Here is a 15,738-nt window from a genome sequence, read left to right as displayed (position 1 = left end):
AAAAAAATGTCTATTTTTGCGGGATGCCCAAAAAGTTTGATGAGTTTAAACTGAACCGACAGCTACTGAATGCGGTGGAAGATGCCGGCTTTACGGAAGCTACACCTATACAGGAAAAGGCGATCGGCCCGGTGCTTTCCGGCCAGGATCTGTTTGGTATTGCGGAGACGGGTACGGGCAAGACAGCCGCGTATGTACTGCCGGTGCTGATGCAGCTGAAATACGCGCAGGGCCAGGACCCCCGTGCCCTGATCCTGGCGCCGACGAGGGAGCTGGCCATGCAGATCACTGAAAATGTAAAGCTGTTTGCGAAATATACTGATCTGCGCACGGTAGTGGTTTACGGGGGGCTTGGACCAAAGACGCAGATCGAGCAGATAAAAGCAGGTGCAGACGTGCTGGTAGCGACCCCGGGCAGGTTCCTGGATCTTTATCTTGCCGGGCACATCAATCCCAAGTACCTTAAATTTTTTGTACTTGACGAGGCAGACAAGATGATGGACATGGGCTTTATCGGTGCTATCCACCGGATACTGGAAGTGCTGCCGCGCAAACGGCAGAACTTGCTGTTCTCGGCAACAATGAGCGACCTGGTACAGAAGATTGCGGGCGATTTCCTCAAACACCCCACTCTGATCGAAGTGGCCGAACAGGCGACCCCGGCACCGAGCGTGGCGCAGGTCCTGTATGAGGTGCCTAATTTTAAAACGAAGATCAACCTGCTGCAGCATCTGCTGAAGGATGATGAGGCTTTTAAGCGCCTGATCATTTTTTGTAAGACCAGGCTGGTGGCCGATAATATATATCGTTTCCTGGAACGGAGATTTGGGACGGATGCCGTGCGCGTGATCCATGCCAACAAGGGTCAGAATACAAGAATCAATTCGATCAACAGCTTTCGCGAAGGGAATGTACGTATCCTCGTGGCTACAGATGTAGCAGCGAGGGGCATCGATGTAACGGAGGTGAGCCATGTGGTCAACTTTGATGTGCCGATCGTGGTTGAGGATTATGTGCACCGTATCGGACGTACGGGGAGGGCCTTTGCCAAGGGCGATGCCCTGACGTTTTGTACACCTGCCGAAAAATATTACGTTGGAAAGATACAGAAGCTGATCCGCCAGGAAATTCCTGTTGTACCTTTGCCACGGGAGGTATTTGTGGAGGAAACTCCTTATGAGGAGCGCCAGGCTATAGCCAGGGCGATCGATGAACAGCGCAGGAAGGAAGACCCGGAATTTAAAGGTGCTTTTCATGACAAGAAGCACGCTGTGCCGCTTGCCGATAAAAGGAAACAACGGAAGACACCACCCTGGAAAAAGAAGAAAACAAAGAGATAACCGGAATTGAAAGTTAAACTGACCCCGCTGAACATCGTATCTGCCGCATGCCTGGTCTTTGGCATCTTTATACTGTGGGAGCAGGGTCCAGAAATGAAACGACCGCTCCCGGTTAGCGCCCCGGGGTTGCTGGCTGGCTTTTGTCTGATCTCGGCAGCCGTATTTTTTGTATCTGATCTGGTCTTCAGGAAGTTTGTCCCCAGTTTAATGAAGCTTTGGGCTATAGAAGGCGTGTTGATTGTTTTTATGATTGTTTTAGTATATATATTAGTTCCGCATACATAGAAAAATGAGAGAAGCAGAAATTAAGATCACGGTCCAGCTGGACGAAAAGAATGTTCCTGAGAATATTTTGTGGGAATCTACCGATGCGCAGGGACAGGAGAAGGTGCCGGTTAAATCGATGATGCTGGCCCTTTGGGATCACAATTACAAGAATTCCATGCGAATAGACCTCTGGACGAAGGATATGCCTGTCGATGAAATGAAACGTTTCTTTTATGAGACCCTGCAGACCATGGGTGACAGTTTCCTGAGGGCTACAGGGGAAAACCTGATCGTGGAAGACCTGCGCGATTACTGTGCGCATTTTGCTGAAAAAATGGGTATTGATACCAGGAAATAACAGGATGAAGGTTCAGGGAATTATCGGGTCAGCGCTGATGGCTATAGGTGGATTGAGCCCATTGATGCATTTGCCGATTATTGGTAACTGGAATTATTTTGATATTGATCTGCGCCTGGCAGTCGCCTTTTATTTGATGGCCGGACTCGGGTTCATCGGGGCCTTTGCCGGAAAGGCGGGTCTGATGAGGTTTGCCGGATGGGGAGGGATTTTACTGGCCTTGGTCACGCTCGCGGGTATTTATTTTAAGGCACACGATAGTTTTAGCTTCCTGCACTTCAGAAAGCTGATCAATTTCGCTGCCGGAATGGTGAAATATAAATGGGGCTGGTATGTGATCATGGCGGGCGCCTTTGCACTTGCGCTGATACGCAAACGGAAAGCTGTCGTGCTGGATGTAGCGCAACCTCCGGTACAAAACCCGTAACTATGGAGCTTCTCATGCAGGTAAAATATCTGGTCAAAAAGGAAGTGCTGCTGGAATGGCGCTCAAAGTATGCACTGAATGGTGTGTTGCTTTATGTGGTTTCTACCGTATTTGTCTGTTTCCTTTCTTTCGTGAGTACAAAGCCAGTTACCTGGAACGCATTGTTCTGGATCATCATGCTCTTTGCCTCGATCAACGCGGTGTCCAAAGGTTTCCTGCAGGAAAGCAGGGGCAGGCATCTTTATATATATACCATTGCGAGTCCGTTGGCCCTGATTTTGTCAAAGACGATCTATAATGTGCTGCTGATGACACTGCTGACGCTGATCGCCCTCGGATTTTATATGATGGTGTTCAGTTATGTGCCTGAGGACCTCGGACTTTACCTGGTAGCTACGATGCTGGGCAGTCTGAGTTTTTCCACGATCTTTACCATGATCTCGGCCATAGCCGCTAAAGCTGGAAATGGCGGGATGCTGATGGCGATCCTGAGTTTTCCTGTGATCATCCCGGTGATCATTTTACTGATCAAGCTTACCAAGAATGCCATTGACGGCCTTGATCGTAGTGTGAGTCTGGACGAGATCGGATTGTTGGTGGTGGTGAATGTGCTCGTAACGGCAGTGACATTGCTGCTCTTCCCTTATCTGTGGCGGGATTAGTAGTTTACACTTTTTGATAAATATAACTGGATGAGTGATTACATTTGTCGTTCTAAATTCTAACAATGTATAAAACCTGGTGGAAAATAATCGCTTCCGTGCTGGTCATTTATTCAACGGTCTGGGGTTTTCTTTCGAGTACGCCGCAACTGCCTATACTGCACGAGAGCATTCGCAACCTGTATTTTCATGTTCCTATGTGGTTTGGGATGATCGTGTTGTTCAGTATTTCCGTGTTTTACAGTGTGAAATATCTCGGTAGCGGAAAGGCTGAGGATGATATCAGGGCTGTGGAAAGTGTAAACGTAGGTATAGTTTATGGTATGCTTGGCATAGTGACTGGAGCAATATGGGCCCGGTTTACCTGGGGACAAGCATGGAGCTTTGATGTAAAGCAAAATTTTGCGGCGATTGCACTTCTGCTGTATTTCGCTTATCTGATTTTGCGTAATGCGATTGACGAAGAACAAAAGCGGGCAAAGATTTCTGCTATTTACAATATTTTTGCCTTCCCGATCATGGTCGTGCTGTTATTTGTCCTGCCACGCCTGTCGGATTCGCTTCATCCCGGCAACGGAGGAAATCCGGGCTTTAATGCCTATGATCTGGACAGCAGGATGAGGATGGTTTTCTATCCGGCCTGCCTGGGTTGGATACTGATCGGTTACTGGATCTATACATTGAAATACCGCATACGCACACTTGAGAAAAAACAAATATCCGCATGATGAAAAAGATTTCCGCTACTTTACTGATGTTACTGTCCTGTCTAGGCTTGTATGCCCAGGGCAACATCACTGCTGACAGTTTATATGCATCGGGCAAGATATATGTGGTTGTAGTATGTGTGGTGCTGATCCTCCTGGGCCTCATCTTCTTTCTTTTTTCAATGGACAGAAGGCTGAAGAAACTGGAACGCAATGCTTAGCTAATACTCAGTTCTCCTGCTGATTTCCCTGGTCAAATGGCCTGATTTGGTTTGGTGTAAGCTTTACACTAAGCTTTTCAGGATTTGGAATAGTCGTTTTTTTTACTGCAATTTTGCATTGAAAACTGACAACTTATTATAATTCTAAAAAGACAATTATGGCCAATATTGCAAACGAGACAAAGTTCTTTGCAGATGTATGCATGAACTTCGATCATGCCGCTCAATTTACCTCCCACCCGGAAGGTTTGTTAAACCAGATCAAGGCTTGCAACAGTGTTTACCGTTTCCAGTTCCCGATCCGCAAGGGTAATGGATTTGAAGTAATCGATGCCTGGCGTGTAGAACACTCTCAGCACATGAATCCGACTAAGGGTGGTATCCGCTATAGTGAAATGGTCAATGAGGATGAGGTGATGGCCCTGGCTGCCCTGATGACTTATAAATGTGCGATCGTAAATGTGCCTTTTGGAGGTGCCAAAGGCGGTATTTGCATCAATCCTAAAAACTATACGGTAGCTGAGCTGGAAACCATTACGAGGAGGTATACTACAGAACTGATCAAAAAGAATTTTATCGGGCCGGGCATCGATGTCCCCGCACCGGATTATGGTTCCGGTGAACGTGAAATGAGCTGGATTGCCGATACTTATATGACTATGCATCCGGGTCAGCTCGATGCGCTGGGGTGTGTAACCGGCAAACCGATCGCGTTGCACGGCATCAGGGGACGTAAAGAAGCTACCGGCAGGGGAGTGGCTTATGCGGTGCGCGAATGCGTTGGCATTGCAGAAGATATGAAGAAAATAGGACTGGAGCCCGGTCTGATCGGAAAAAGGGTAATTGTACAGGGATTGGGTAATGTAGGGTATCACTCGGCCAAGTTCCTGGCGGAGTTCGGGGCAGTGATTGTGGGTGTATGTGAGTTTGAGGGTGCGATCTATAATGCAGATGGCCTTAATATAGATGAGGTATTTACGCACAGGAAGAGTTCGGGCTCAATACTGGGATTCCCGGGAGCTACAGAATTCAGGCGTTCGGGTGAGGGTCTGGAGCAGCCTTGCGACATCCTGGTGCCTGCAGCCCTGGAAAACCAGATCACCAGGGAAAATATCAGAAACATTAAGGCGAAGGTGATTGCTGAAGGGGCCAATGGTCCGGTAACACCAGAGGCAGAGGCGATCTTCACTGAAATGGGCGGTATGATCATACCTGATATGTACTGTAATGCCGGTGGTGTGACGGTGTCTTACTTTGAATGGTTGAAAAACCTGTCACATGTGGCTTTTGGCCGTATGGAAAACAGGTATGCGGAGAATTCCAACGCCAATCTGATCAATACGCTTGAGGGCCTTACCGGTAAAACGATCCCAGCTGAGAACAGGCTCATGATTGTGAAGGGTGCCTCGGAACTTGAACTGGTGAATTCCGGTTTGGAGGATACTATGATTCATTCTTATCACGAGATCAGGGATACACTGCTGGCGAAACCGGGGACGAAAACGCTCAGAACGGCAGCTTTTGTTGGCGCGATAGATAAAATTGCCGTTTCATATATGAGCCTGGGCGTCTGGCCCTAAGATAACAGGTAATAACAAAAAGGTCCGTGCGGTAAACACGGACCTTTTTGTTTTAAAAATGTCAGGCATTAGCTTTTTTGTCAGAGAACTATCAATAAACACTTGTATCTCTGGCCGGAAAGGGGCCAGGCAGGTTTAATTTCTATCTTTGTACCCTATCTAAGGTTTAAATGTTAACATGAAGAAAAGTGCCATTATAGGTCTGATAACAATTGCGATGTGTGTGGGCTTCCTGGTAAGTCTCAACGCCGATACCAGTACTTATGCCACATTTGCCGAAGCAGCCAAGGATGCGCGGGAGTTTCATGTAATGGGATACTGGGAAAAGAGTAAGGGGACGTATTATGATGCAGAGAAGGATGCCAATCACTTTGCGTTTTATATGAAGGACCAGAATGGAGCGCTCGGTAAGGTTGTTTATAACGGTACAAAGCCCCAGGATTTTGAACGCTCGGAAAAGCTGGTGCTGATCGGGGAAATGAAATCAGGTACCTTTTATGCTTCCAAGATCCTGATGAAGTGCCCGTCTAAATATAATAATGATCTCGTCGAGGTCAAACAGGATGGCAAGGTGGAAAAATACAATTGATCTTAATGGATATACAATTTATCGGAGAGAACCTTCTGCCGGGTAAAATCGGGCAGTTTTTTATCGTGCTTGCGTTTGCTGCTTCACTGTTTTCTGCTATTTCTTATTATTTTGCAACAACCGGTAAAGATGGTTCCGAAAGATCATGGACTGGTCTGGGCCGGATTGGCTTCCTGATCAACTGGGCAAGTGTGATCGGAATAGGCGCTGTGCTGTTCTTTCTGATCCTTAACCACTATAATGAGTATTATTACGTTTATTCGCACTCTTCAAAGGAGCTCCCCGTCTATTATATTGTCTCGGCATTTTGGGAAGGCCAGGAGGGCAGTTTCTGGCTATGGGCCTTCTGGCAGTCACTGCTTGGGGCAGTAGTGATCTGGAAGGCGAAGACCTGGGAAAATGGGGTAATGACTGTTGTTGCTTTCTCACAGGTTTTCCTGACGTCGATGTTGCTGGGGGTAGAGGTGTTTGGTGCCCGTATCGGCAGCTCACCTTTTATTTTGCTGCGGGAAGCGGTGAACCTGAAAGAAATGGCCCCGGTAGTATTTGCGGATCCGCAGAATTATAAAAATTACCTGTCTTTTATTACAGATGGCAGGGGGCTGAACCCATTGTTGCAGAATTACTGGATGGTGATCCATCCGCCTACATTGTTCCTTGGTTTTGCCAGTATGATCGTCCCTTTTGCGTATGCGGTAACGGGGATATGGCAGAGGAAATATAAAGAATGGATTAAGCCGGCAATGCCTTGGGCTTTGTTTGCAGTAATGATCCTGGGGGCGGGTATCATTATGGGCTCTTTCTGGGCATACGAAGCACTTAATTTCGGAGGTTTCTGGGCCTGGGACCCGGTTGAAAACGCATCCATTATTCCCTGGCTGACCCTTGTGGCCGGTATTCATGTCATGATCGCGTTCAAGAATACAGGGCATGCGTATTTTACAGCGGTAGTTTTAGTGTTCCTGAGCTTTATACTGGTACTTTATGCATCTTTCCTTACCCGAAGTGGTATTCTTGGGGAAACTTCGGTGCACTCATTTACTGATCTGGGCATGTTTGGCCACCTGGTACTTTATAATGTGGTTTTTCTGGTGATTCCGACCATATTACTCGTCTTGCGATGGAAGGAACTTCCGATCACCAACAAGGATGAGGAAACCTACTCGCGCGAATTCTGGATGTTTATCGGTTCGCTGGTGGTAACGATCGCCTGTGTACAGGTTATCTTTGTCACCTCGGTCCCCGTGTTTAACGCAGCTTTCGGAACTAATTTTGCTCCCCCGGTTGATGTAGTTAAGTATTATAATCAATGGCAAGCACCTTTTGCGGTGCTGGTAACAATCATTTCGGGATTTTCACAATTCATGAAGTACAAACGTACAGACCCGCGTAAGTTTTACAGCAACCTGGTGGCCGCTGTGGTCTTTTCGATGGTGGTCACTGCGGGTTTTGTGTACATCACGAACATCTATCATAACCTGATGTTCATCCTGCTGACCTTTAGTTGTCTCTTTGCGATATTTTCTAACGGAAAGATGCTTGGGCAGGCCTTTGGCGGTAAGAAAAAGCTTGTCGGTGCGGCGGTATCGCATATCGGCTTTGCACTGCTGTTGCTTGGGGCACTGGTCGCCGCTGCGACAAACGAGTCGATCTCGCTGAATGCTTCCAACTTTATCCCGGTAAAGGATTTTGAAAAAGCAGAGAAGCCTGGTGAGAACATTATGCTTTATAAGAATGAGCCTAAGAAAATGGGTCGTTATACGGTAACCTATGTAAGTGATACGACTATTGCTCCCAATACATTTTTTAAACTGAACTTTAAGGTGTACGATGAGAAGGATGGCTCGGTAAAGGAGGATTTCGATCTGAATCCGCATATCCAGTCCAATGAGAAGATGGGGCTGATCGCATCTCCAGATACTAAACATTACCTTACTTATGATATTTACACGCACATTACCAGTGCCCCGCAGCCTGAGGAGGAGCATCAGGCACACGATGGCCATCGTGAAGAGGAGAATTATAAGGCCCCGCGAATTGTGAATGTGAGTGTTGGCGATACACTGCATACCAGCAGTGGTATACTGACCATTAAAGCAATTAATCCAAAGCCGGAAGCTAAGAACCTGGTGTTGGCCAAGGGTGATATTGCGGTGGGCATGCCAATACAAGTAAACGTAAGCGGCAAGGTCTATAATGCAGAGCCTATTTTCCTGGTAAAGGGTAACAATATCTTTGACTTTGCGCGTAATATTGATGATCTGGGGCTGAGGCTGCGTTTTACAAGAGTATTACCTGAACAGCAGAAGATGGAATTGCAGGTTTATGAAAAGCCACAGCAGGCTAAGGATTGGGTGGTGTTTAAATCCATCGAATTTCCTTATATAAATCTTTACTGGCTGGGTACGATAGTAATGGTAATTGGCTTCCTGTTGTCTATTTTCAGGAGACAGAAAGAAGTGGGGGCAGCATAAAATGAATGTGGTCTGTGTCGGATCGGGTAATGTTGCTACTCATTTGGCAATGGCCCTGAAAGTCGCAGGTTTCCGCTTGATACAGGTTTGGAGCAATACCTTTGCCAATGCCGTAAAACTTGCGGCCGACCTGGAAGCCGAAGCTGTAGCCGAGCTTTCGGAAATTACCGTTGATGCCGATTTCTATATTATATCTGTAAAGGACGATGCCATAGCTGCGGTGTGTGAAGCAATGCCGGCAGTGAAAGGTATTGTGGTGCATACTTCCGGTATAACTTCCGCAGAGGCACTTTCGCGCTTTGGAAATCACGGGGTTTTTTATCCACTGCAGACTTTTTCCAAAAAGAGAATATTGGACTTCAAGCATGTACCCTTGTGTCTTGAAGCGGGGAATACAGTGATAATGGATACGTTAAAATCCGTGGCTTTGAAGCTTGGCAGCCCTGCATATGAAATTGATGGCGGACAGCGTCGGATCTTACACCTTTCTGCTGCTTTTGCCTGTAATTTTGTGAACCATCTCTATGCATTGGGTGACCTCATCTTGGGTGAAAACGGACTGGACTTTGACCTCATCAGGCCGCTGATCATGGAAACAGCAAACAAGGTAGGCAACTACAGGCCGTTGGAAGCCCAGACCGGACCGGCGATGCGGGGTGATGAAAAGACGATGGCTGCTCATCTGACCATGTTAAAGGACCGGCCGGAGCTGGCACACATCTATCAGCTATTGAGTAACAGCATTAAAAAATCACAAGGATAATGCGATTGCGGTTTTTGGTGCGTATTTTTGAAGACGATTATGAGTATTTTTAAGTTAAAGATAAGTTTTGAGGAAGCGGGGAAGGAACCGGTTGAACTGCCTATTGCCGGCGGTGAATCGGTACTGGATGCCTGCCTCGATAATGGAATAGAGCTACAGCACAACTGCGGCGGAGTCTGCGGATGTAGTACCTGCCATGTATATGTACTCAAAGGAATGGACAATATCCAGGAGATCTCTGAAAAGGAAGAGGATTTTATTGACAGGGCAGTTCGTCCGAGGATTACTTCAAGACTAGGATGTCAATGCGTGGTCATAGATGGAGATATTGAGGTAAAGATTCCTGACCAATCACAGTTTTTAGGCCATTAACCAATTCAAATATTCAATAAAATGCAGGAAAAATTCGCTTTGCCAATCTACTGGAATGATCACGAAGACATTGCGCAAGAGCTTTATGAGAAATTTGGCGATGACTTTGATGAGGCCAGAATCTATCGCATCCGGTTTACCGACCTGTTAGAGTGGGTGCTCTCCCTGCCTAATTTTAAAGGTACCCGTGAGGAAAGCAATGAAGGTCATCTGGAACAGATCCAGAGTGCCTGGGTTTATGAATGGCGTGACAACCAGGACTGATGTTCCTGCAGAGATTAAAGGATGTTTCTGCGCTTGTCTTTGATATAGACGGCGTGCTGACCAACGGAGATATCATTGCTTCGGACAGCGGAGAGTTTCTGCGTACTTTTAACATTAAGGATGGGTATGCCCTGCAGCTTGCCGTGAAAAGAGGTTTGGTTGTTGCAGTCATTTCAGGAGGAAGAGGTCAGGCCATGCAGCGCAGGTTTGAAGGATTGGGTATACAGGAGGTTTTCCTGGGTGTTTCGGACAAGGTCCAGGTACTGAATGCATTGCTGTCAAGATATGGGATAAGCCCTGAACATGTATTATATATGGGAGATGACGTCCCGGACCTGAAAGTAATGCAATTGGTTGGCCTTCCCGTTTGTCCTGCCGATGCAGTGCCTGAAATCAAGGCCGTTTCCATCTATGTTTCACCAAATGAGGGGGGGCGCATGGCCGCAAGAGACGTAATTGAGAAGGTATTGCGTATTCAGGAAAAATGGTTTGATGAAAATCCTTCTGCTGCCGATTCAGGCAAATAATATCACATACTTGTTACTTTAGGTGGTTAAACTTTTGTAAGGGTAAATGCTCTAAACCCTACAAAACTTAAAGCAACATGAAGAAATTATTGATGATCTGCGGATTGTTATTCAGTGTAGTAACTTTCGCAAATGCACAGGATGGTCAGGGCCGCCGTGGGGGTGGCAACCCAGAAGAACGCGCAAAAAGGCAGACCGAGATGCTGGCTGAAAAGCTGAAGCTGAGCGATGACCAGAAAGCAAAAGTACAGGCTATTTTCCTGGAACAAGGGGCAGCGATGAGAAAAATGCGTGACTCTCTGGGTAATGACCGCGAAGCCTGGAGAGGTGCTATGACAAAGGTTAGCCAGCAAAATGAGGTAAAGATTGCTGCCGTACTGAACGATGATCAGAAGAAAGCTTTTAAAGCCTGGACTGAGGAAAGAAGGGAAGCGATGAAGAAACGTGCCGAAGGCAACAACTAACTGTTTACAGGTTGAGTAATTCAAATAAAAGCGGGCTTATCAAGTCCGCTTTTATTATTTTAGCACCATGTACAAGCAGACCTTACCCATCGTACTTGCTTCCAAATCACCCCGCAGACAAGAATTGCTCCGGGCTATGGGGCTCGAGTTCAGTATCGTTTTAAAAGAGGTAGATGAAAGTTATCCTGAGGAACTTTCCCCGGCAGATATAGCGGTCTACATATCTGATAAAAAGGCCAGGGCATTTGCGGGAACTGATGATGATCATATTGTGCTTACCGCCGATACCATTGTCGCCTTTGAAGGTGAAATTCTGGGCAAGCCCTCGGACAGGGCAGATGCCGTCAGGATGCTTAGCCAGCTCTCTGGTTCCAGGCACGAAGTATATACCGGGGTAACACTGGCTTACAAGGGTATGACTACCTCATTTTATGACCTGACCGAAGTTTATTTCAGCGGTCTGACCAGTGAACAGATTGAATACTATATTGATACCTTTAAACCCTTTGACAAGGCAGGAGCCTACGGTATTCAGGATTGGATCGGCATGATAGCGGTAGAGAAGATCACAGGCTCTTATACCAATGTAATGGGTCTACCTACCGAACGGCTTTACCGTGCATTGATGGCCATCTGAGCCAGTACACCCATTTTGAGATCATAGGTAGACAGGTAAAGGTGCTTTGGTTGTACGAACCCGGTCACGAAACTGGTGAGCAGCGATGCCATAACGATCATATCTACCCGCAGTGGGATGAGCCCTTCCATTTTTTCTCTTTCTGCATGGCTGGAGCTGAGCAATCGTGTGGATAGGTTGTGGTATTCCCCGAGGTCCAGCAGCACCGCGGCTGTTTTTTCCAGTTGCAATGCCGGATCGATCATGGCGGCAAAACTTTCAAATGCCCCGGCTGATCCGATCAGACTGGATGGTTGGTAGACCATACATGCCGATTTTAGTCCTTCTAGACTGACATCGAGTTTGTCGATGATGAGGCTGCGGTCAGCCGTGCTCAGCGGATCACTTTTGAAGTATGCCTGCATCAGGCGGGCAGCGCCTATATCGTAGCTGTCTTTCCATAAAAGCTCCCCCGGACTGCAAATGATAAATTCTGTACTTCCACCGCCAATGTCCATAACCAGTGAGGTATCGTTTATCGCTCCGGAGGCTTCGACACCGTGATAGATGTATTCTGCTTCCTGCTGACCGGTAATGACTTCAATGACAATACCGGTTTCTGTACTTGCTGCAGTGACAAAATCCTTTCCGTTTGACGCATTACGGACGGCTGAGGTGGCGATCGCACGTACTTTATCTACCTGATACCTGTCTATTTCTTTCCTGAAAGCTTTAAGTGCTTCCAGCCCCCTTTCGAAAGCTTCAGGAATAATGACATTGTCGTTGATGCGGCCCTGGCCGAGCCTGACCGGAATATTGGTTTTATAAAGTACTTTAAAGGATTTTGATGTTTGCGGTAAAGAACCGTCTTGGCTTGTTCCCGGTGGGTAAAGTTCAGCAATGATCAGGTGAAAGGTATTGGTCCCAAGGTCGATAACGGCAGCTTTCATAATGATTTTTTTTGCAAAGCTATTAAATCAGTTGGCAATCTATGCTAGCCGGGTCAGCCGGATGAGTTCCTGTGCGTTTTTTAAGGCTGCTCCGCCCCAGGTATTGTTAAAGTAGACATATGTCTTTTTTTGCCCTTTACTGGTCTCTTTAATAAATCCTTCCAGTTCAGCCAGCGTATATGCTGATTTATAAAGTACCGGCCTGCCGTGGAAACGGTAATATACAGGATCGTTATTTTGTATAATGGCATCCGGAAGGTGACTCGGATAACTGATCCCGCTGAAAGTGATGCCGGAAGCTGCCAGGTCACGGAATGCGGCCTCATTCCACCAGCTTTCGTGCCGGGCCTCCAATATATTTTCATAACCGGGCCGCATACTGCTGATGACCAGGTCAAGCCTTTCCCTTGTATAGAAGAAACCTGGGGGCATTTGAAACAATACGGCACCAAGCTTGTGTCCAAGCCCTTCAGTCATGGTATCATAAAATACATTCAGTTCCTCTGAAACGCTTACAAATTTTTTATAATGCGTAATTGTCCTGGGGGCTTTTACACTGAAGAGAAAATCTGCAGGGCTGTTGTCAAACCAGTTGCTGAAAGTCTTTACTGTTGGTTGTCTGTAAAATGAAGAATTGATCTCCAGCGTATTGAAATGTCTGCAATAATATTCCAGCCACAGGCGCTGTGGCATGCTTTCAGGATAAAAGGGGCCTTTCCAATCCTGGTAATGATAGCCGGAGCAACCAATCTTCCATTCTGTGGTCATTTTATAAGGATTTTTTTTGCCCAACCTAAGAAATCCATCTGTTTTTTTCCCGGATCAGGGGTGCCGATCAGGAATCCGTAGGGTTTCAATCCTTCTATATGATCGCAGATAATCTTTACGATGCCAAGCATTGGTATCGCCAGGATCATGCCAGCAATGCCCCACAGTGTTTCACCCAATACGATACCCATGATGGTAAATAACGGGTTAATGCGCACCTGCCCGCCGACAACAAGAGGTTCTAGAATATAGGTCTGTATGAATTGTACCATTGCATATACGAAAACAACCCCGATCATCATGCGGCTGTCTCCACCCTGGGCGACTACGGCCAATATGGTAATGAAAGTTCCCGTAAGATTGCCGACAAAGGGTACTATTTCTAATATACCACAAAGTACTGCAAAGAATAGTGCGCTCCGGACACCAACAAGTGAGAAGCCGATCCCGTACATGATCCAGAGTATAACAATCATGGCTCCCAGTCCGCTTAGGTACTGCTGAGCAACTTTTCCAGCCTGGTGTACGACGTCCTGCGTCTCTCCTTTTTCGGATGCAGCTACCAGTTTCATTATAAACTTCTTAATGTGTGAGCGATATAACAGGAAGAGAAACATGTACACCAGCAGCAGAACAGAATTTACCAGGATACTGAATAGCTTTGCAGCAAAACCAGCCACTATGTTTTGATTCCCGGAAGCACTTGCGGCCTGTGTTTTAACCATTTCTTCCTGTGTCCGGGGATCAATGCCTACTTTTTCCTGAAGCCATCTCTGCAGAGAAGATAACATCTCGGTAAGCCGGTGTTTCATTTGATCAACGTTTTCAGCGAAGCCATTCAATTGCCAGGAGAGGAGGAAGACGATCAGCCCGATTGCAATTGCAAAGAGCAGGATACAGATCAATGCCGCCACGGGACGGCTGAGGCGTAGCCTGCTGCGCCGCCCGTTGGCAGGGTTGTTGTTCTCCAGCCAGTTGCAAAGTCTGATGAACAGCATGGAAAATACTGCGGAGAGTGCGACAGGTATCAGGAATTCCCTGCCAAAATAAAGCCCTGCAAATCCTAGGAAGAGAAACAGTAATGTATAGGTACTTCGCTGTAGTTTAGTCATATTGTTAATGCCCGCTTAATGCTGCCATAAGCGCAGACCGATGACTAGAACAACTTGCGGGCCCCGAAAGTTTGGTGCATAAAAAAAGCCACCTTTTAAAGGCGGCTTTTTTTATGCATTACTTATTTATTCAAAATACTCCTTCATTTTTTCAAAGAAGCTCTTGTCATGTTTTCCCGGCTGTGGTTTGAAGTTTGGAGAGTCACGTAATTTCTCTAAGATAGCCCTTTCCTCAGCATTCAGTGCCTTGGGTGTCCAGATGTTTACATGGATGATCTCATCCCCACGGTGGTAAGAATTGATCTCCGGGATACCTTTTCCTTTCAGGCGCAGCAGCTTGCCACTTTGGGTACCCGGTTCAATCTTAATCTTGGCCTTTCCGTCAATGGTTGGTACCTCTGCGCTATAACCCAGGGCAGCATCTACAATAGAGATGTGCATGTCATAAACAATATTGTTGCCTTCCCGCTTTAATGTCTCGTGCGGGATTTCCTCAATGAGGATGATCAGATCACCGGGAATGCCGCCATTAGGTGCTGCATTGCCCTTACCACTCATGCTCAACTGCATGCCGTCACTTACACCCGCAGGTATATTGATCGTGATGGTTTCTTCGCCCCTGACTGTTCCGTCTCCATGACATGCAGTGCATTTGGCAGTGACCTGCTGTCCGCTTCCGTTACAGGTAGGACAGGTAGATGTGGTCTGCATCTGCCCAAGTATGGTATTGGTCACCCTGCGCACTGCACCGCTTCCGCCACAGGTTGAGCAAGTACTTATTGAACTGCGGTCTCTGGCACCTGTACCGTCACAGGTCTTGCAGGTAATCTGCTTGTTTACCTTGATCTTTTTCTCAGTGCCATTGGCAATTTCCTCAAGCGTTAGTTTTACTTTAATTCGGAGGTTACTGCCTTTAGCAACACGCCTTCCGCCGCGTTGCTGGCCACCACCGCCAAAGAAGCTTTCAAAAGGGCTTCCACCTCCGAAGATATCACCAAACTGGCTGAAAATATCTTCCATGTTCATACCTCCGCCGCTATATCCTCCACCACCTACACCGGCATGGCCGTAATGGTCATACCGCTGCTTCTTTTCCGGATTACTCAGTACTTCATAGGCCTCGGCTGCTTCTTTAAAGCTTTCCTCAGCTGCCTTATCGCCCGGATTTTTATCAGGATGGTATTTGATGGCCAGCTTGCGGTAAGCCTTTTTGATCTCGTCGGCAGATGCATTTCTGGCTACACCCAATACATCATAATAGTCTCTCTTGCTCATAG

General features: G+C 46.9%; 19 protein-coding genes. 15 read left to right on the top strand and 4 right to left on the bottom strand.

Annotated features, from left to right (window positions below):
- Positions 1 to 23 precede the first annotated feature (23 nt).
- From P2W84_RS03780 to P2W84_RS03710, 15 genes are all read left to right on the top strand, one after another.
- Complete coding sequence (locus P2W84_RS03780; RefSeq protein WP_276088773.1) at positions 24 to 1,340, top strand: DEAD/DEAH box helicase; 1,317 nt, start codon at positions 24 to 26, stop codon at positions 1,338 to 1,340.
- Between the two features lie 289 nt (positions 1,341 to 1,629).
- Complete coding sequence (gene gldC / locus P2W84_RS03775; RefSeq protein ID WP_276088772.1) at positions 1,630 to 1,965, top strand: gliding motility protein GldC; 336 nt, start codon at positions 1,630 to 1,632, stop codon at positions 1,963 to 1,965.
- A gap of 4 nt (positions 1,966 to 1,969) precedes the next feature.
- On the top strand, positions 1,970 to 2,392 hold the full coding sequence (locus tag P2W84_RS03770; protein ID WP_276088771.1) for a hypothetical protein: 423 nt from the start codon (positions 1,970 to 1,972) through the stop codon (positions 2,390 to 2,392).
- Positions 2,393 to 2,394: 2 nt separating this feature from the next.
- Entirely contained in the window at positions 2,395 to 3,054 is a 660-nt protein-coding gene (locus P2W84_RS03765; RefSeq protein WP_276088770.1) for a heme exporter protein CcmB, read from the top strand.
- A gap of 65 nt (positions 3,055 to 3,119) precedes the next feature.
- Positions 3,120 to 3,782, top strand: a complete 663-nt coding sequence (locus P2W84_RS03760) for a cytochrome c biogenesis protein (RefSeq protein ID WP_276088769.1) — start codon at positions 3,120 to 3,122, stop codon at positions 3,780 to 3,782.
- Positions 3,779 to 3,982: a CcmD family protein gene (locus P2W84_RS03755; protein ID WP_276088768.1), complete on the top strand. Its 204-nt coding sequence runs from the start codon at positions 3,779 to 3,781 to the stop codon at positions 3,980 to 3,982. Before P2W84_RS03760 ends, P2W84_RS03755 begins: the two co-directional genes overlap by 4 nt.
- Before the next feature lie 158 nt (positions 3,983 to 4,140).
- Complete coding sequence (locus P2W84_RS03750; protein ID WP_276088767.1) at positions 4,141 to 5,562, top strand: Glu/Leu/Phe/Val dehydrogenase; 1,422 nt, start codon at positions 4,141 to 4,143, stop codon at positions 5,560 to 5,562.
- Positions 5,563 to 5,740: 178 nt separating this feature from the next.
- Entirely contained in the window at positions 5,741 to 6,151 is a 411-nt protein-coding gene (locus P2W84_RS03745) for a cytochrome c maturation protein CcmE (RefSeq protein WP_276088766.1), read from the top strand.
- A gap of 5 nt (positions 6,152 to 6,156) precedes the next feature.
- A complete protein-coding gene (ccsA, locus tag P2W84_RS03740; RefSeq protein ID WP_276088765.1) occupies positions 6,157 to 8,625 on the top strand; it encodes a cytochrome c biogenesis protein CcsA in 2,469 nt (822 codons plus the stop codon).
- 1 nt (position 8,626) lies between these two features.
- Positions 8,627 to 9,388 carry a DUF2520 domain-containing protein gene (locus P2W84_RS03735; protein WP_276088764.1) on the top strand — a complete coding sequence of 254 codons (762 nt, stop codon included), beginning with the start codon at positions 8,627 to 8,629 and terminating at the stop codon, positions 9,386 to 9,388.
- A gap of 39 nt (positions 9,389 to 9,427) precedes the next feature.
- A complete protein-coding gene (locus P2W84_RS03730) occupies positions 9,428 to 9,760 on the top strand; it encodes a 2Fe-2S iron-sulfur cluster-binding protein (protein WP_276088763.1) in 333 nt (110 codons plus the stop codon).
- Between the two features lie 21 nt (positions 9,761 to 9,781).
- On the top strand, positions 9,782 to 10,024 hold the full coding sequence (gene iscX, locus P2W84_RS03725) for a Fe-S cluster assembly protein IscX (protein WP_276088762.1): 243 nt from the start codon (positions 9,782 to 9,784) through the stop codon (positions 10,022 to 10,024).
- Positions 10,024 to 10,551 carry an HAD-IIIA family hydrolase gene (locus P2W84_RS03720; protein ID WP_276088761.1) on the top strand — a complete coding sequence of 176 codons (528 nt, stop codon included), beginning with the start codon at positions 10,024 to 10,026 and terminating at the stop codon, positions 10,549 to 10,551. Before iscX ends, P2W84_RS03720 begins: the two co-directional genes overlap by 1 nt.
- 77 nt (positions 10,552 to 10,628) lie before the next feature.
- On the top strand, positions 10,629 to 11,015 hold the full coding sequence (locus P2W84_RS03715) for a hypothetical protein (protein ID WP_276088760.1): 387 nt from the start codon (positions 10,629 to 10,631) through the stop codon (positions 11,013 to 11,015).
- Between the two features lie 67 nt (positions 11,016 to 11,082).
- Complete coding sequence (locus tag P2W84_RS03710; RefSeq protein ID WP_276088759.1) at positions 11,083 to 11,652, top strand: Maf family protein; 570 nt, start codon at positions 11,083 to 11,085, stop codon at positions 11,650 to 11,652.
- Here P2W84_RS03710 and P2W84_RS03705 read toward each other — a convergent pair.
- The 4 genes from P2W84_RS03705 to dnaJ form a co-directional block, all read right to left on the bottom strand.
- Positions 11,628 to 12,581, bottom strand: a complete 954-nt coding sequence (locus P2W84_RS03705) for an exopolyphosphatase (RefSeq protein ID WP_276088758.1) — start codon at positions 12,579 to 12,581, stop codon at positions 11,628 to 11,630. The two genes, P2W84_RS03710 and P2W84_RS03705, sit on opposite strands and share 25 nt — an antisense overlap.
- 39 nt (positions 12,582 to 12,620) lie before the next feature.
- Positions 12,621 to 13,349 carry a DUF72 domain-containing protein gene (locus tag P2W84_RS03700; protein WP_276088757.1) on the bottom strand — a complete coding sequence of 243 codons (729 nt, stop codon included), beginning with the start codon at positions 13,347 to 13,349 and terminating at the stop codon, positions 12,621 to 12,623.
- Entirely contained in the window at positions 13,346 to 14,461 is a 1,116-nt protein-coding gene (locus tag P2W84_RS03695; RefSeq protein WP_276088756.1) for an AI-2E family transporter, read from the bottom strand. Before P2W84_RS03695 ends, P2W84_RS03700 begins: the two co-directional genes overlap by 4 nt.
- A gap of 126 nt (positions 14,462 to 14,587) precedes the next feature.
- The gene (dnaJ, locus tag P2W84_RS03690; RefSeq protein ID WP_276088755.1) at positions 14,588 to 15,736 is read right to left on the bottom strand and encodes a molecular chaperone DnaJ; all 1,149 of its coding nucleotides are present in this window, start codon (positions 15,734 to 15,736) and stop codon (positions 14,588 to 14,590) included.
- Positions 15,737 to 15,738: the final 2 nt, after the last annotated feature.

Origin of the sequence: Pedobacter sp. JY14-1 (assembly GCF_029269825.1) — a bacterium.
Lineage (GTDB): Bacteria > Bacteroidota > Bacteroidia > Sphingobacteriales > Sphingobacteriaceae > Pedobacter.
This window is presented reverse-complemented; position numbering and strand designations above follow the sequence as displayed.

Excerpts from the sequence above, each read along its gene's own strand:
- gldC (WP_276088772.1), top strand. The coding sequence starts at position 1,630 with ATGAGAGAAGCAGAAATTAAGATCACGGTCCAGCTGGACGAAAAGAAT.
- P2W84_RS03720 (WP_276088761.1), top strand. The coding sequence starts at position 10,024 with ATGTTCCTGCAGAGATTAAAGGATGTTTCTGCGCTTGTCTTTGATATA.
- dnaJ (WP_276088755.1), bottom strand. The coding sequence starts at position 15,736 with ATGAGCAAGAGAGACTATTATGATGTATTGGGTGTAGCCAGAAATGCA.
- P2W84_RS03755 (WP_276088768.1), top strand. The coding sequence starts at position 3,779 with ATGATGAAAAAGATTTCCGCTACTTTACTGATGTTACTGTCCTGTCTA.
- P2W84_RS03710 (WP_276088759.1), top strand. The coding sequence starts at position 11,083 with ATGTACAAGCAGACCTTACCCATCGTACTTGCTTCCAAATCACCCCGC.
- iscX (WP_276088762.1), top strand. The coding sequence starts at position 9,782 with ATGCAGGAAAAATTCGCTTTGCCAATCTACTGGAATGATCACGAAGAC.
- P2W84_RS03695 (WP_276088756.1), bottom strand. The coding sequence starts at position 14,461 with ATGACTAAACTACAGCGAAGTACCTATACATTACTGTTTCTCTTCCTA.
- P2W84_RS03730 (WP_276088763.1), top strand. The coding sequence starts at position 9,428 with ATGAGTATTTTTAAGTTAAAGATAAGTTTTGAGGAAGCGGGGAAGGAA.
- P2W84_RS03770 (WP_276088771.1), top strand. The coding sequence starts at position 1,970 with ATGAAGGTTCAGGGAATTATCGGGTCAGCGCTGATGGCTATAGGTGGA.
- P2W84_RS03700 (WP_276088757.1), bottom strand. The coding sequence starts at position 13,349 with ATGACCACAGAATGGAAGATTGGTTGCTCCGGCTATCATTACCAGGAT.
- P2W84_RS03705 (WP_276088758.1), bottom strand. The coding sequence starts at position 12,581 with ATGAAAGCTGCCGTTATCGACCTTGGGACCAATACCTTTCACCTGATC.
- P2W84_RS03745 (WP_276088766.1), top strand. The coding sequence starts at position 5,741 with ATGAAGAAAAGTGCCATTATAGGTCTGATAACAATTGCGATGTGTGTG.
- P2W84_RS03765 (WP_276088770.1), top strand. The coding sequence starts at position 2,395 with ATGGAGCTTCTCATGCAGGTAAAATATCTGGTCAAAAAGGAAGTGCTG.
- P2W84_RS03735 (WP_276088764.1), top strand. The coding sequence starts at position 8,627 with ATGAATGTGGTCTGTGTCGGATCGGGTAATGTTGCTACTCATTTGGCA.
- P2W84_RS03750 (WP_276088767.1), top strand. The coding sequence starts at position 4,141 with ATGGCCAATATTGCAAACGAGACAAAGTTCTTTGCAGATGTATGCATG.
- P2W84_RS03715 (WP_276088760.1), top strand. The coding sequence starts at position 10,629 with ATGAAGAAATTATTGATGATCTGCGGATTGTTATTCAGTGTAGTAACT.
- P2W84_RS03780 (WP_276088773.1), top strand. The coding sequence starts at position 24 with ATGCCCAAAAAGTTTGATGAGTTTAAACTGAACCGACAGCTACTGAAT.
- ccsA (WP_276088765.1), top strand. The coding sequence starts at position 6,157 with ATGGATATACAATTTATCGGAGAGAACCTTCTGCCGGGTAAAATCGGG.
- P2W84_RS03760 (WP_276088769.1), top strand. The coding sequence starts at position 3,120 with ATGTATAAAACCTGGTGGAAAATAATCGCTTCCGTGCTGGTCATTTAT.